General features: G+C 72.5%; 16 protein-coding genes. 11 read left to right on the top strand and 5 right to left on the bottom strand.

What is annotated here, in order from left to right; translation table 11 throughout:
* Positions 1-17: 17 nt before the first annotated feature.
* Entirely contained in the window at positions 18-731 is a 714-nt protein-coding gene (locus tag ACWCPY_RS07780; protein ID WP_451263442.1) for an ABC transporter permease, read from the top strand.
* Between the two features lie 25 nt (positions 732-756).
* Here ACWCPY_RS07780 and ybaK read toward each other — a convergent pair whose 3' ends face one another.
* The 4 genes from ybaK to ACWCPY_RS07760 form a co-directional block, all read right to left on the bottom strand.
* Positions 757-1260 carry a Cys-tRNA(Pro) deacylase gene (gene ybaK, locus ACWCPY_RS07775; protein WP_451263441.1) on the bottom strand — a complete coding sequence of 168 codons (504 nt, stop codon included), beginning with the start codon at positions 1258-1260 and terminating at the stop codon, positions 757-759.
* Between the two features lie 26 nt (positions 1261-1286).
* Complete coding sequence (locus tag ACWCPY_RS07770) at positions 1287-2030, bottom strand: LON peptidase substrate-binding domain-containing protein (RefSeq protein WP_451263440.1); 744 nt, start codon at positions 2028-2030, stop codon at positions 1287-1289.
* Positions 2031-2035: 5 nt separating this feature from the next.
* Complete coding sequence (locus ACWCPY_RS07765) at positions 2036-3061, bottom strand: hypothetical protein (RefSeq protein WP_451263439.1); 1026 nt, start codon at positions 3059-3061, stop codon at positions 2036-2038.
* A gap of 282 nt (positions 3062-3343) precedes the next feature.
* Positions 3344-4945, bottom strand: coding sequence for an oxidoreductase (locus ACWCPY_RS07760; protein WP_451263438.1), 1602 nt, complete (start codon positions 4943-4945; stop codon positions 3344-3346).
* A gap of 138 nt (positions 4946-5083) precedes the next feature.
* Between ACWCPY_RS07760 and hisD the strand changes: the two genes are divergently transcribed.
* From hisD to ACWCPY_RS07710, 10 genes are all read left to right on the top strand, one after another.
* The gene (gene hisD / locus ACWCPY_RS07755) at positions 5084-6406 is read left to right on the top strand and encodes a histidinol dehydrogenase (protein WP_451263437.1); all 1323 of its coding nucleotides are present in this window, start codon (positions 5084-5086) and stop codon (positions 6404-6406) included.
* The gene (locus ACWCPY_RS07750) at positions 6403-7530 is read left to right on the top strand and encodes a histidinol-phosphate transaminase (RefSeq protein WP_451263436.1); all 1128 of its coding nucleotides are present in this window, start codon (positions 6403-6405) and stop codon (positions 7528-7530) included. Before hisD ends, ACWCPY_RS07750 begins: the two co-directional genes overlap by 4 nt.
* Positions 7527-8123: an imidazoleglycerol-phosphate dehydratase HisB gene (gene hisB, locus ACWCPY_RS07745; protein ID WP_451263435.1), complete on the top strand. Its 597-nt coding sequence runs from the start codon at positions 7527-7529 to the stop codon at positions 8121-8123. Before ACWCPY_RS07750 ends, hisB begins: the two co-directional genes overlap by 4 nt.
* Positions 8120-8287 (top strand): hypothetical protein, encoded by a 168-nt coding sequence (locus tag ACWCPY_RS07740; protein WP_266916492.1) that lies wholly within the window; start codon positions 8120-8122, stop codon positions 8285-8287. Before hisB ends, ACWCPY_RS07740 begins: the two co-directional genes overlap by 4 nt.
* 11 nt (positions 8288-8298) lie before the next feature.
* On the top strand, positions 8299-8940 hold the full coding sequence (gene hisH, locus ACWCPY_RS07735) for an imidazole glycerol phosphate synthase subunit HisH (protein WP_451263433.1): 642 nt from the start codon (positions 8299-8301) through the stop codon (positions 8938-8940).
* Positions 8940-9665, top strand: a complete 726-nt coding sequence (priA, locus tag ACWCPY_RS07730; protein ID WP_451263432.1) for a bifunctional 1-(5-phosphoribosyl)-5-((5-phosphoribosylamino)methylideneamino)imidazole-4-carboxamide isomerase/phosphoribosylanthranilate isomerase PriA — start codon at positions 8940-8942, stop codon at positions 9663-9665. The genes hisH and priA overlap by 1 nt, the downstream gene beginning before the upstream one ends.
* Positions 9662-10060 (top strand): RidA family protein, encoded by a 399-nt coding sequence (locus ACWCPY_RS07725; protein ID WP_451263431.1) that lies wholly within the window; start codon positions 9662-9664, stop codon positions 10058-10060. The genes priA and ACWCPY_RS07725 overlap by 4 nt, the downstream gene beginning before the upstream one ends.
* Entirely contained in the window at positions 10057-10812 is a 756-nt protein-coding gene (hisF, locus tag ACWCPY_RS07720; RefSeq protein WP_451263429.1) for an imidazole glycerol phosphate synthase subunit HisF, read from the top strand. The genes ACWCPY_RS07725 and hisF overlap by 4 nt, the downstream gene beginning before the upstream one ends.
* Before the next feature lie 142 nt (positions 10813-10954).
* On the top strand, positions 10955-11542 hold the full coding sequence (locus ACWCPY_RS07715) for a winged helix-turn-helix domain-containing protein (RefSeq protein WP_451263428.1): 588 nt from the start codon (positions 10955-10957) through the stop codon (positions 11540-11542).
* 25 nt (positions 11543-11567) lie between these two features.
* Positions 11568-12818: an MFS transporter gene (locus ACWCPY_RS07710; protein ID WP_451263427.1), complete on the top strand. Its 1251-nt coding sequence runs from the start codon at positions 11568-11570 to the stop codon at positions 12816-12818.
* A 17-nt stretch (positions 12819-12835) separates the two neighbouring features.
* Here ACWCPY_RS07710 and ACWCPY_RS07705 read toward each other — a convergent pair whose 3' ends face one another.
* A complete protein-coding gene (locus ACWCPY_RS07705) occupies positions 12836-13468 on the bottom strand; it encodes a TIGR03085 family metal-binding protein (protein WP_451263426.1) in 633 nt (210 codons plus the stop codon).
* Positions 13469-13543: the final 75 nt, after the last annotated feature.

Here is a 13543-nt window from a genome sequence, read left to right as displayed (position 1 = left end):
CCTGGCACGATGGCACGGTGACCGCACCTCTGACACCGCCTCACCAGCCCTCGTCCAACGATCCCTGGCAGACCCCGCCGAACTGGGGTGGCCCGGGGGGCTCCCACCTGATCGGTGCGCACCAGCCGAAGGGGCTGCCGGGAGCGCCCGAGGAGAAGGCTCTCGCGCCGGAACTGCGGCGGGCCGTGGTCGTCGCCCTGCTCCTCGTCGTCGCCGGTGTCGCGCTCGGTCTGCTCTGGCTGTGGCTGGCACCGAAGGTCCCGCTGATCTCCGACAGCACCGCCGTCTATCTGAAGGACAGCGAGGGCGAGGAGGCGATCGGCGCCGACGGTACGTTCGTGCTGCTGGGCCTGGCCTTCGGGGCGGTCTCCGCGGCGCTGGTCTTCTGGTTCCAGCGGCGCGGCGGGATCGCCCTGGTGGTGGGGCTCGCGCTGGGCGGGCTGCTCGGTTCGCTGCTGGCCTGGCGGCTGGGGGTGTGGCTCGGTCCGACCCAGGACGTGGTCGCGCACGCGCGGGCGGTCGGCAAGGGTGTGGTCTTCGACGCGCCGCTCCAGTTGCGGGCGAAGGGCGCGCTGCTGGCGTGGCCGCTGGGGGCGATGGCGGTGCATCTCGGGCTGACCGCGTTGTTCGGGCCGCGGGATCCGGAGCCGGAGTGGGGGGTGTTCCCGGGGGTGCCGGGTGCGCCCGGGGCACCCGGGGGCGGGGCGGCGGTGCCGCCGGCGCAGTCGTAGCGTGCCGGACGGGCTCGGAGCCCGGCTATCCCCGGCCGATCTCCGCGAACACCGCGCCCGTCAGTGATGCCAGGTCCGCTGCGGAGAGTTCGACCTCCAGGCCGCGGCGGCCCGCCGAGACGCAGATCGTCCTGTGGGCCCGTGCCGACGCGTCCAGCACCGTGCGCAGCCGCTTCCGCTGGCCCAGGGGGGAGATGCCGCCCCGCACGTAGCCGGTGGTGCGTTCGGCGGCCGCCGGGTCGGCCATGGTGGCCCGCTTGCCGCCCACCGCTGAGGCCAGGGCCTTGAGGTCCAGGCTGCCGGCCACCGGGACGACCGCCACGGTCAGGGTGCCGTCGACGTCCGCCACCAGGGTCTTGAAGACCCGGTCGGGGGATACGCCCAGCGCCTGGGCCGCCTCCTCGCCGTAGGAGGCGGACGCCGGGTCGTGGTCGTAGGAGTGGACGGTGAACGCCGTGCCGGACGCGGTCAGGGCGACCGTGGCCGGGGTGCCGCCGGACTGTTGCTGCTTCTTCGGCTTCTTCGCCACGGGGGAACGGTCCTCGATCGGTCGGATCAGTTGGGGTGGGACGGGGCGCGGGTCAGCTCCACCGCGGGCAGCGACGGCAGATGACGGATGACGGCGGTCTCGGAGCGCAGCAGCGTCAGTTCCTCGCGCAGCCGGGTCGCGGTGTCGGGCGCCTGGAGCAGCCGTTGCTTGGTCGGTACGTCGAGCACGGCCGCCGCCGCGACCAGGTAGGAGACGACGGTGGGGTCGTCGGGCAGGTCCGCTCCGGTCGTGAGGGACCGTTCGCTCGCCCCGGCCAGCCGCTTCTGGTAGTTGCGGAAGGCCCGCAGCACGCCCTCGGCGAGCGCCCCCGCCTCCTCGCCGGGCCCCTCGTCCAGTTCTTCGAGCTCGGCCGTCAGGAAGGGGCCGCTCGCGTCGACGGAGAGCAGCCTGACCCGGGTGGTGCCGGTCGCCAGGACCTCGAAGCTGCCGTCCGGCCGTTCCCGGATCTTCGCCGCGTCGGCGATACAGCCGACCCGGTGGAAGGTCTGGACCGGGTCGGGGCCGAAGCCGTCGGCGGGGCCGCGCTCGGCGGGGACGTTCACCGCGTCCGGCATTCCGGCGCCCGTCGGGGCGGTCTCGCGGCCGTCGCGGATCGCGACCACGGCGAAGCGGCGGGGTTCGTCCTCGTCGGTCTTCAGGAGCTCGCGCATCATGGCGCGATAACGCTCCTCGAAGACGTTCAGCGGCAGCACGAGGCCGGGGAACAGCACCGCGTTCAGCGGGAACAGAGGCAGGCGAGCGGTGGTCACAACGGTCAAGCGTAATGGCCGCCGGGCCCGCGTCGGTCGGCCCGTCCCGGGATCGGTGTCGCGCAGGCCGCCCGGAGCCGCGTGTCGTCCCGTGCCGCCAGGAACCGGTCGAGCGGATCCTCGGCGACCGAGGACCACGGGAACGACGCCGCGTGGGGTCCGATCCGCCGGAACTGTTCCAGCGCCTCGTCCCAGCGGCCCCGGGTGACCAGCACGAACGCCAGCAGGTTGCGGACCTCGGCGGGCCAGGGGTCGCCCGGCGCGAACGTGGCGGACAGCGCGATGGCCAGATCCGCCGCCGCGTCGATCCGTTCCTCCTGCACCGAGGTGGTCCGGGCGCCGGGCCCCTCGATCAGCAGTGCGAAGGCGGCCCGCAGCGGCAGCGCCTGCACCAGCGAGCCGGGCAGCGAGTCCTCGGCCGCCCGCTCGGCGAAGTCGAAGCACTCGCGGTGCGAGCCGTACCAGGCCGCGGAGAGGTACCGAAGTGCCGCGACATGACAGCCGTAGTGGTGCGGGGAACGCCGTATGGCCTGCTCCCACAGCGCCTCGAACACGGTGTGCGTGGCGTGGGTGCCGCGCGCGTGGTCGAGCGCGAGGCGCCAGGGCACCGGGTCGCGCGGATCGCTCTCGGCCGCCGCGGTGATCAGCGGCCCCACCTCGCGCAGTTGTTCGGCCCGGGCGGGCGACTCCCAGGCCCGGCCGACCGCCAGCTGGGCCTTGACGAGCAGCGCGTCAGGGTCGTGCGGGGCGGCGGCGAGCCAGTCGGACAGCCAGCCGTCGCGGCTGCGGGCGAAGGCGACGAGCCTGCCGAGGTAGCGGTCACGGTTCTCCCACTCGGCACCGTCCCGGGTGGTGGCGAGGAGTTTCGCGGCCGGTCCGTACTCCCCGAGGGCGGCGGCGACGAGGGCGGGGGAGAGCCGCTCGTCGGGGGCGTCGAGCAGCACCTCGTCGTCCGCGGGCAGTCCGGCGGAGCCCTGTGCGGGGCGCCGGAGCGTGCACGCGGCACGGAACAGGGCACGAAGGTTCGGCATGGTGCAGACCATTGAAAAGCGCTGGTCGGGACGGCGCCAGAGGCTCGCTGTGAAGCTTTGGTGCCGAGTGAATGGGTTGTATCGGACTGAGTCAAGAAGAAGTAAAGGAAAGTGGGGAATCTGGCTTGTTCCTGTTGTTTCAGGCCGATGGTCTCCGGTGGTCCGGACGTGGCTCGGGCGATCGTTCGACCACGGCCCACGGGCGCCGTGCCGACCGTCCGGCGGTGAGGGCCACGGGCGGTCGGCCGGCCCTCGTCCGGCAGCCCGTGGCCGGTTTTCACATCATCCCCGGCGCAGCAGCCGTGAGGCGCCCGCGGCGACGGTCGTCGCGAGTATCCAGCCCAGCAGGACGATCACCGCCGACGCCCACTGCCAGCCGCCCTCCATCCGCCAGTAGCCGTCCTGGCCCAGATTGATCACCGGGATCAGCAGATCCAGCGCGTACAGCGCCGGGTTCCACTGCGGATGCTCGTCCTGTTTGATCGCCGCCGGGACGTGCTGGGAGAAGGCCAGCGTCCCCGCCGCCCACAGCAGGGCCATCCACACCGCGGCCCGCCCCGGCCGGTAGCCGTACGCCACCGTCCAGTCCTGGAGGAAGCCCCAGAGCTTCGCGGCGAGCGGCAGCGTCTCGCGCCGCCGCCGCTGCTTGGCCAGCAGCACCTCCCGGGCGTCCGCGTCCTCCCCGCAGTTGCGCAGCACCGTCGCGAGCCGCTCGTACGGCTCCGGGACGTACTCCGGGGTCGCCGCCGCCACCCACTCAAGGCGCCGGGAGAGCGGGAAGTGCCCGTACGGGACGAGGTTCTCGTACACGAAGCCGCCCATCGCCAGCCCGCCGGGCCCCGGCCAGCTGGTCGACACGTCGATCAGCGTGACGACCCTCGCGCCGTTCAGCACGACCCGGCCCTCCTCCGGCCGTTCCACGTTGAACCGCAGCTCCGGGGTGACGATCCGGCGCAGCGACAGCTCCTCGTGCCGGCCCAGCACGAACCGCGCCTTGTGCAGATCGACCGCGTCGCCGAACCGGCCGTCGTCCAGGCGCACCCCGCCCCGGCACTCGAACCCCTGCGCACGGGTGCCGTTCGCCGGGGTCGACGCCATGACGATGCCGAACGGGGGAGTGGTGCCCTGGATCCCGGTGTCGACGCTCACCCACGCCTCGCTCATGTACAGCGTCCGCTCCACGGTCAGCTGCGGGGCGTTCAGCGCGCGCCGCCCCTCCCTGCCCCGCAGCCGGCTGCCGCGCAGGCTCAGCGAGCCGCCGACCTTCGCCCCGCGCAGACTCAGCTCGCCGCGCGCCTCGATCAGCTCCGCCTGGAGGTCCTGGGCGACCGCCAGCCCGTCACCGGCCAGCGCCCGCCCGCCCCGGTCCGGGCCGATCTCGATCTGGTTGACCAGCAGATCGGTGCCGATCTGGGCGTCGGTGAGCCGGATCCCGCGCGGGATCCGGCAGCGCGGCAGATGCAGGTCGCCCTCGGTGCGCAGCCGGGCCGCCTCCAGCCTCGGCATCGCACAGCCGACGATCCGCAACGTCGTGAAGTGGCACTCCGGCAGCACCACCTCGTTCTCGAAGCGGCAGCCGGTCATCTCGACGTACGGCGCGACGCGCCCGCCCGCGAGATCGAGTGTCCCGGTGATCCGCACGCCCCGGAGCTTCAGCGCCGCGACCCGGCCGGGCCGCGGCGGCGGACCCGAGAGCAGCAGACGGGCGACGACTCGCCCGTCCACACTGCGCTCGGGACCCCAGACGCGCGGCGCGAACGGATCGTCCTGCGCCGGGTCCCGGGCGCGCAGATCGTAGGTGCTGCCGTTCCGGAAGGCCTGCCACATACCCAGCTCGGCTGCGCTCAGACCGTCCGGGAAATCGCCGTCGTGCGGTTCGGTCACGGGTGCCCCTTCCGCTCGGAGCTGTTCTTCCCCCTGGGTGACGACCTGAACGCTATTGGTCAGCAGTGACGTCCGGAACATGTATCAGCCAGTGATACGGGCGACCGGACGCCACAGGCGGTCTGCGAGAATTGCGGTGTGATCTCTCGAATCGATCTGCGCGGCAACACCCTCCCCGAGGGCGGAGCCCTGCGCGACCTGCTGCCCCGTGCCGAGTTCGACGTGGAAGCCGCCCTGGAGACGGTGCGGCCCATCTGCGAGGACGTACGCCATCGTGGCTCCGCGGCAGTGATCGAGTGGGGGGAGAAATTCGACGGCGTACGGCTCGACTCGATCCGGGTCCCGGCCGGGGCGATCGCCGAGGCCCTCGAAGGGCTCGACCCGGCCGTGCGCGCCGCCCTGGAGGAGTCGATCCGCCGGGCCCGCCTCGTCCACCGCGAGCAGCGCCGCACCACGCACACCACCCAGGTCGTCCCCGGCGGCACCGTCACCGAGAAGTGGGAGCCGGTCGAGCGCGTCGGCCTGTACGTCCCGGGCGGGCGCTCCGTCTACCCGTCGTCCGTGGTCATGAACGTCGTACCGGCCCAGGAGGCGGGCGTCGAGGGCATCGCCGTCGCCTCCCCGCCGCAGAAGGACTTCGGCGGCCTGCCGCACCCCACCATCCTCGCCGCCTGCGCCCTGCTGGGCGTCGACGAGGTGTACGCGGCGGGCGGCGCCCAGGCCGTCGCGATGTTCGCGTACGGAACGGCCGAATGCCCTCCGGTGAACCTCGTCACCGGCCCCGGCAACATCTACGTCGCCGCCGCCAAGCGCCTCCTCAAGGGCCGCGTCGGCATCGACGCGGAGGCCGGCCCCACCGAGATCGCGATCCTCGCGGACTCCACCGCCGACCCGGTGCACGTCGCCGCCGACCTGATCAGCCAGGCCGAGCACGACCCGATGGCCGCCGCCGTCCTCGTCACCGACTCCGCGGAACTGGCCGAGGCCACCGAGGCCGAGCTCAAGCCCCAGATCGCCGCGACCAAGCACGTCACCGACCGGATCGAGCCCGCGCTGGCCGGCCGCCAGTCCGCGATCGTCCTGGTCGACGACCTGGAGGACGGCCTCAAGGTCGTCGACGCGTACGCCGCCGAGCACCTGGAGATCCAGACCGCCGACGCAGCCGCCGTCGCCGACCGGGTCCGCAACGCCGGTGCGGTCTTCGTCGGCCCCTGGTCCCCGGTCTCGCTCGGCGACTACTGCGCCGGCTCCAACCACGTCCTGCCCACCGGCGGCTGCGCCTGCCACTCCTCGGGCCTCTCCGTGCAGTCCTTCCTGCGCGGCATCCACATCGTCGACTACACGCGCGACGCGCTCGCCGAGGTCACGCATCACGTCGTGACCCTCGCCGAGGCGGAGGACCTCCCCGCCCACGGCGCCGCGCTCAAGGCCAGGTTCGGCTGGAAGGTCCCGCAGCAGTGACGAACGGCAACACCCCCCGCACCCGCATCGACGATCTCCCGATCCGCGACGAGCTGCGCGGCAAGTCCCCCTACGGGGCGCCGCAGCTCGACGTGCCCGTGCGGCTGAACACCAACGAGAACCCCTACCCGCTGCCCGAGGCGCTCGTCGACCGGATCGCCGAGCGGGTCCGCGAGGCCGCCCGCGACCTCAACCGCTACCCCGACCGGGACGCCGTCGAGCTCCGTACCGAACTGGCCCGCTACCTCACCCGCACCGCCGGGCACGAGGTCGCCCTCGCCAACGTCTGGGCGGCCAACGGCTCCAACGAGGTGCTCCAGCAGCTCCTGCAGACCTTCGGCGGCCCCGGCCGCACCGCGATCGGCTTCGAGCCCTCGTACTCCATGCACGCCCTCATCGCCCGGGGCACCGGCACCGGCTGGATCTCCGGACCGCGCAACGAGGACTTCACCATCGACGTCGAGGCCGCCCGCGAGGCCATCGCCGAGCACCGCCCCGACATCGTCTTCATCACCTCTCCCAACAACCCCACCGGCACCGCCGTCGACGCGGAGACCGTGCTCGCGCTCTACGAGGCCGCCCAGGCGGCCAGGCCGTCGATGGTCGTGGTCGACGAGGCGTACGGCGAGTTCAGCCACCACGCCTCGCTGCTCCCGCTGATCGAGGGCCGGCCGAACATGGTGCTCTCGCGCACCATGTCGAAGGCCTTCGGCGCCGCCGGACTGCGCCTGGGCTACCTCGCCGCCGACCCGGCCGTGGTCGACGCGGTCCAGCTGGTGCGGCTGCCGTACCACCTGTCCTCCGTCACCCAGGCCACCGCGCTCGCCGCCCTGGAGCACACCGATACGCTGCTCGGATACGTCGCGCAGCTCAAGAACGAGCGCGACCGGATCGTCACCGAGCTGCGCGCTCTCGGCTACGACGTCACCGACTCGGACGCCAACTTCGTCCAGTTCGGCCGCTTCGCCGACAGCCACACCGCCTGGCAGCGGATCCTCGACCGGGGCGTCCTGGTCCGGGACAACGGCGTACCGGGATGGCTGCGGGTCTCCGCGGGCACCCCGGCAGAGAACGACGCGTTCCTCGATGCGGTACGCGAACTGAAGAAGGAGCACGACGCATGAGCCCCCGCGTAGGCCGCGTGGAACGCACCACCAAGGAGACCTCGGTACTGGTCGAGATGAACCTCGACGGCACCGGCAAGGTCGATGTCTCGACCGGGGTCGGCTTCTACGACCACATGCTCGACCAGCTCGGCCGGCACGGGCTCTTCGACCTCACGGTCAAGACCGACGGCGATCTGCACATCGACTCGCACCACACCATCGAGGACACCGCCCTCGCCCTCGGCGCCGCGTTCAAGCAGGCCCTCGGCGACAAGGTCGGGATCTACCGCTTCGGCAACTGCACCGTCCCGCTGGACGAGTCGCTCGCCCAGGTCACCGTCGACCTGTCCGGCCGCCCCTACCTGGTGCACACCGAGCCGGAGAACATGGCGCCGATGATCGGCGCGTACGACACGACGATGACCCGGCACATCCTGGAGTCCTTCGTCGCCCAGGCGCAGATCGCGCTGCACGTCCACGTGCCGTACGGGCGCAACGCCCACCACATCGTGGAGTGCCAGTTCAAGGCGCTCGCCCGCGCCCTGCGCTACGCCAGCGAGCACGACCCGCGCGCCGCAGGCATCCTTCCCTCCACGAAGGGCGCGCTGTGACCGGCCTCAACACCATCCTGATCGTCGTCGGCCTCTTCCTGGCCGGCGGCGTCTACTCCTTCGCGAAGCAGGGCATGCCCAAGGGGGTCGTCGTCCTGCTCTCGCTCGCCTCCGTGATGTGTCTGGTGGCAGGCATTCTGCGGATCCAGGGACTCTGGGACTGAGGGAAGAAGCTGTGAGCGACAACAAGAAGGTCGTCGTCTTCGACTACGGCTTCGGCAACGTCCGCTCCGCCGAGCGGGCCCTCGCCCACGTCGGCGCGGACGTCGAGATCACCCGCGACTACGAGAAGGCGATGAACGCCGACGGGCTGCTGGTGCCCGGCGTCGGCGCGTTCTCCGCCTGCATGGACGGGCTCAGGAAGGCCCGCGGCGAATGGATCATCGGCCGCAGGCTCTCCGGAGGCCGCCCCGTCATGGGCATCTGCGTCGGGATGCAGATCCTCTTCGAGCGCGGCATCGAGCACGGCGTGGAGACGGAGGGCCTGGACGAGTGGCCCGGCACCGTCGCCCCGCTGAAGGCCCCGGTCGTCCCGCACATGGGCTGGAACACCGTACGGGCCCCCGAGGACTCCCAGCTCTTCGCCGGCCTCGACCCCGAGGCCCGGTTCTACTTCGTGCACTCCTACGCGGTGCACGACTGGAGCCTGGAAGTCACCAACGCCAAGATCCGTGCCCCCCGGGTCACCTGGGCCACCCACGGCGAGCCGTTCGTCGCCGCCGTGGAGAACGGCGCCCTGTGGGCCACCCAGTTCCACCCCGAGAAGTCCGGCGATGCCGGCGCCCAGCTGCTGACCAACTGGATCGAGACACTCTGATGCCGAAGCTCGAACTGCTCCCCGCCGTCGACGTCCGCGACGGCCAGGCCGTCCGCCTCGTCCATGGCGAATCCGGCTCCGAGACCTCCTACGGTTCCCCGCTGGAGGCCGCCCTCGCCTGGCAGCGCGCCGGGGCCGAGTGGCTGCACCTCGTCGACCTGGACGCCGCCTTCGGCACCGGGGACAACCGGGCGCTGATCGCCGAGGTGGCCGGCGCCATGGACATCAAGGTCGAGCTCTCCGGCGGCATCCGCGACGACGCCTCGCTGGCCGCCGCCCTCGCCACCGGCTGCCGCCGGGTCAACCTCGGCACCGCCGCCCTGGAGACCCCTCAGTGGGTCGCCAAGGTCATCGCCGAGCACGGCGACCAGATCGCCGTCGGCCTCGACGTCCGCGGCACGACGCTGCGCGGCCGCGGCTGGACCCGCGACGGCGGCGACCTCTACGAGACGCTCGCCCGCCTCGACGCCGAGGGCTGCGCCCGCTACGTCGTCACCGACATCGCCAAGGACGGCACGCTCCAGGGCCCCAACCTGGAGCTCCTGAAGAACGTCTGCGCCGCCACCGACAAGCCCGTCGTCGCCTCCGGCGGCGTCTCCTCGCTGGACGACCTGCGGGCCATCGCCTCGCTCGTCCCGGACGGCGTCGAGGGCGCGATCGTCGGCAAGGCGCTGTACGCGAAGGCGTTCACCCTCGAAGAGGCGCTGCAGGTGGTCTCCGGATGAGCGACTCCGTCAACCGCGTCTCGTCCGGCGCCCCCTGGGAGGAGAAGTTCGGCTACTCCCGAGCGGTGGAGCTGCCGAACGGCCTCGTCCTGGTCGCCGGCTGCACCTCGGTGGAGAACGGCCAGATCTCCGCGGGCGGCCCGTACGAGCAGACCGTCACCTCCTTCAAGGTCGCCTTCGACGCGCTGAAGCAGTTCGGCCTGGGCCGCGAGGACGTCGTCCGTACCCGGATGTACATCACGCACGCCCGGGACGTGGACGAGGTCGGCCGCGCCCACAAGGAGCTCTTCGACGACGTGCGCCCCGCCGCCTCGATGATCATCGTGTCCGGTTTCGTGGACCCGAGCCTGGTCGTCGAGGTCGAGGTCGAGGCCTACCGGGCGGGTGCGCGATGAGCCTCGCGGTACGCGTCATCCCCTGCCTGGACGTCGACAACGGCCGGGTCGTCAAGGGCGTCAACTTCCAGAACCTGCGCGACGCGGGCGACCCCGTCGAGATGGCGAAGCTGTACGACGCCGAGGGCGCCGACGAGCTGACCTTCCTGGACATCACCGCCTCCAGCGGGGACCGGGAGACCACCTACGACGTGGTGCGCCGCACCGCCGAACAGGTGTTCATCCCGCTCACGGTCGGCGGCGGCGTCCGCACCGCCGACGACGTCGACAAGCTGCTGCGGGCCGGCGCGGACAAGGTCGGCGTCAACACCGCCGCCATCGCCCGCCCCGACCTCATCCGGGAGATCGCCGAACGCTTCGGCCGCCAGGTCCTGGTGCTCTCCGTGGACGCCCGGCGCACCCCCGCGGGCACCTTCGAGGTCACCACGCACGGCGGCCGCAGGGGCACCGGCATCGACGCCGTCGAGTGGGCGCACCGCGCCGCCGAGCTGGGCGCGGGCGAGATCCTGCTCAACTCGATGGACGCGGACGGCACCAAGGACGGCTACGACACCGAGATGATCACGGCGGTACGGAAGCACGTGACCGTCCCCGTCATCGCCTCCGGCGGCGCCGGCCGGCTCGCGGACTTCGCACCCGCCATCGAGGCGGGCGCCGACGCGGTGCTCGCCGCCTCCGTCTTCCACTTCGGCGATCTGCGGATCTCCGAGGTCAAGGACGCGCTCAGGGAGGCCGGACACCCGGTCCGCTGAGCAGCCGTACGTACGAGCCCGACGCCGGGCGGAGCCGGGGAACCGGCCCCGCCCGGCGTCGGGCTCTTTCTGCCCATGATTCCGCAACTTTTATTGCGCAATAAAGATTGCGCAAGTTTTCTTTTCCATCTACGGTCGGGGCATGGCAAGCAAGGAATCACGCCGGGTCTCGGACCTGGAGACCCTGAAGGCGTTCGGACACCCCCTGCGGATGCGCCTCTACCGGGCGCTCTACATCGCCCGCAAGGCCACCGCCTCCCAACTGGCCGACCAGGTCGACGAGGCGGTCTCGCTCGTCAGCTACCACCTGCGCAAGCTCGCCGACCACGGCCTGATCGAGGAGGCCGAGCAGCAGGGCGCGGATGCCCGCGAACGGTGGTGGCAGCCCGCCTCGAAGGGGCTGAACTTCCACGAGGAGGACTTCACCGACGCCCCCGAGAAGGCCGCCACGCACGCCGCCGTCGGCCGGCTCTCCTTCGACCAGCACATCGAGCTGTACCGCCGCTACCTCGACTCGGCCCCGAGCTGGCCGCTGGAGTGGCGCAGCGCCGCCTCCAGCTCCGAGTACCTGGCCCGGCTCACCGCCGAGGAGCTCGCCGCGCTCACCCGCGAGATGCACGAGGTGGTCGACCGCTACGAGGAACGCGGCCGCGCCCGCGAGGAGGCCGGTGACACGGAAGGCCGCGAGAACGTCGCCGTACACCTGTACACATTCCCGTTCCGCCCCTGACCCGCCGTCCCGGGAGGCCGACCCCATGACCGTCACCGACACCGGAACGACCGCCCCGGCCGCCGGACGCCCCGCCCACCGCGACGGCAACGTCCTGCGCTGGCTCGGCGCCTACACCGCCTCGATGATCGGCGACAGCGTCTACTACATGGCGCTCGCCTGGGCCGCAGCCCGCACCGGCGGCGACACCCGGACCGGGGTCGTCCTCGCCGTCGGCTCCCTGCCCCGGGCCGTACTGATGCTCGGCGGGGGAGTGCTCGCCGACCGGATCGGACCGCGCCGCGTCGTCATCGGCAGCGACGCCGTCCGCTGCCTGGTCGTCCTCGCCCTGGCCGGCACGCTGCTGCTCACCTCGCCCGCCCTGTGGATGCTGATCGCCGTCGCCCTCGTCTTCGGCGTGGTCGACGCCCTCTTCCTGCCCGCCGTCGGCGCCCTGCCGCCCCGGGTCACCGCCACCGGACAGCTGGCCCGCGTCCAGGGGATGCGCGGCCTGGCCACCCGGCTCGCCAATGTCGTCGGAGCCCCGCTCGGCGGCGTCGCGGTGGCCCTCGGCGGACCGGCGGCCGCCTTCGCCGCGGCCGGAGTGCTCTTCGCGGTGTCGCTGCCGCTGCTGATGTCCCTGCGGATCCGCCCGCTGCCCGAGCAGGCCGGCGCCGAACCGTCCGGCACCGCCTGGCACGACCTGGCCGACGGGCTGCGCCACATCCGCCGCCACCCGCTGCTCGGCCCCCTGATGCTCGTCGTCGCCGTCAGCGAACTGGGCTTCGTCGGGCCGCTCAACCTCGGCCTGATCCTGCTCGCCCAGGAGCGCCACTGGGGCGCGTCCGGCATGGGCTGGATCATCGCAGCCTTCGGGATCGGCGCCGGTGCGACGGCACTGCTGCTCGCCGTGCGCGGCCGGGTGCCGCGCGCCGGACTGGTGATGTGCCTGGCCGTGCTGGTCGGCGCGGTCGCCATCGGCACCCTGGCCCAGCTGCCCTCGGTGGCCCTCGCCGCCGCCGCGGCGGTCTGCGTCGGGCTCTTCGCGGGCCTCGGCGGCTCGCTGTGCGGGGCCCTGATCCAGACCGTCACCGAACCCGCCTATCTCGGCCGGGTCACCTCGGTCTCGACGCTCTTCACCCACGCGATCGCCCCGCTCAGCTACCCGGTCACGGGAGCCGCCGTCGCGATCTGGGGGACCGGCCCGGTCTTCACCACCAGCGCCGCGCTGTGCGCCGCCGGAGCGCTGACGGGCCTGGCCTTCACCCGGCTGCGCCGCGCGGAACTCCCCGGCTGAGCCCGCCCCCGTACGCCCTACATCCCCAGCTCCGCCGTGTGCAGCCGGTCCACAGCCTCCTTGTCGCCCTCCAGGCCCACCACGGCCGCGTCCTGCCGCCCGAACGCGAAGAGCAGCAGCTCGCCCGGCTCGCCGGTGACCGTCACCACCGGGGTGCCCTTGTGCGCCACCGCCGTCTGGCCGTCCGGGCGGCGCAGTACCAGTCCCACCGGGGACCTGCGGCCCAGCAGCCGGGCCGTCCTCTCGGCGCGCGACCACAGCAGATCGGCGAAGACCGGGTCCAGCTCGCGCCGCGACCAGTCCGGCTGGGCCCGGCGGACGTCCTCCGTGTGGATGTAGAACTCGACGGTGTTGGCGGCCTCGTCGACCTGCTTCACGGCGTACGGGGAGAACCTCGGCGGTCCCGTACGGATCAGCTGGATCAGCTCCTCGTAGGGCTTCGCGGCGAATTCGGCCTGCACCCGTTCGAGCCGGTTCCTCAGCACAGCCAGCAGGATCCCGCCCGCCGCGTCCGGCCGGCGCTCCCGGACCACCACATGGGCGGCCAGGTCCCGGGTCGTCCAGCCGTGGCACAGGGTCGGTGCCTCCGGCCCCGCCGCCTCCAACAGGTCGGCGAGCAGAAGTCGTTCGCGCTTCGCATGGGTCGACATGGTCGCCAGCGTACGACCGTCGCGCGCGGTCCGCCCAGTGGACGCCGCACGGAAACGGCCCCGCGGCCACGGCAC

This window comes from Streptomyces sp. NPDC002403, from assembly GCF_053593015.1.
This window is presented reverse-complemented; position numbering and strand designations above follow the sequence as displayed.